The following is a 1,035-nucleotide window of genomic DNA, read 5'->3' as shown; positions in this document are numbered from 1 at the left end:
TCTAGCAAACGCATTACGACTGATTCGCCGTACTGGGTAGGCATTGTGGATAACCGTACATCAATCGACCGGTTCTTGACGCGAATATTAAACCGCCCATCTTGCGGAACGCGCTTTTCAGAGATATTCAGTCCCGACATCAATTTCAAGCGAAGAACTAGCGCAGCATTAATCCGCGTTTCCTTCATTTCCTGCTCTTGCAAAACACCATCAATTCGCAACCGAATGCGCACCACATTCTCATCCGGTTCGATATGGATATCCGATGCTCGCGCCATCACGCCATCTTCGAAAATCGATTGCAGCAGTTTCACCACCGGAGCATCAGAGTCATCGCCTGTCGCTGTAAGCTCGGCAAGATCAAATGCATCGTCGGAAAGCTCGCTATCTAACTCCTCTGCGAGGTTCGAAATTTCGTCCGTTCGTCGATACACCATATCGAGCGTGCTAAGCAGCTCACTTTCACGGACCACGGCATGACGCGTAGGTTGTTGTACTTTTTGAGAAATTTCATCCAGAGCCATTAGATCCATTGGATCAGCCATACCAATGAGCAAGCTACCCTGCTGCTCATCCAAGACTATAGCCCGAAATCGTCTCGCCAATGCCTCCGGAAGTTTTTTGATCAACTCTTGATTAAACTGATAGTGCTTGAGCTGGACGAAGGGGATTTCAAGCTGACGAGAAAGCAGATTAAGCAAACTGTCTTCATCGACGTATCCAAGATCAATGAGCGTCTGGCCCAGCTTTCTTCCAGACTTTTTTTGCTCACCCAGAGCCGTCATCAACTGCTCTTCAGTGATAACGCCATTCTGGATCAAAAGATCGCCAATCCGGATTTTTTTCTTCGGTTCACTCATACTGTGAAAATCTTTAGCCTAGTTGGTTAGGAAAGAACACTTACAACGTAAGTTGTTGCAAGCGCGACTGGGAAAAACTCGCTAGAGAGCTTTTCAGATTTGGCAGAGCCAAAGCCTGTCGATAAGCCAGCACAGCATCGTTATATCGCTGCATCTGATCGAGGCCAATTGCCAT

General features: G+C 47.4%; 1 protein-coding gene. It reads right to left on the bottom strand.

From position 1 onward, the window contains the following. Window positions 1–860, bottom strand: an 860-nt coding sequence (locus A3750_RS21660; protein WP_197475227.1) for a GspE/PulE family protein, incomplete at its 3' end; no start/stop codon positions are given. Between the last annotated feature and the right edge of the window lie 175 nt (window positions 861–1,035).

This window comes from Oleiphilus sp. HI0079 (assembly GCF_001635105.1).
This window is presented reverse-complemented; position numbering and strand designations above follow the sequence as displayed.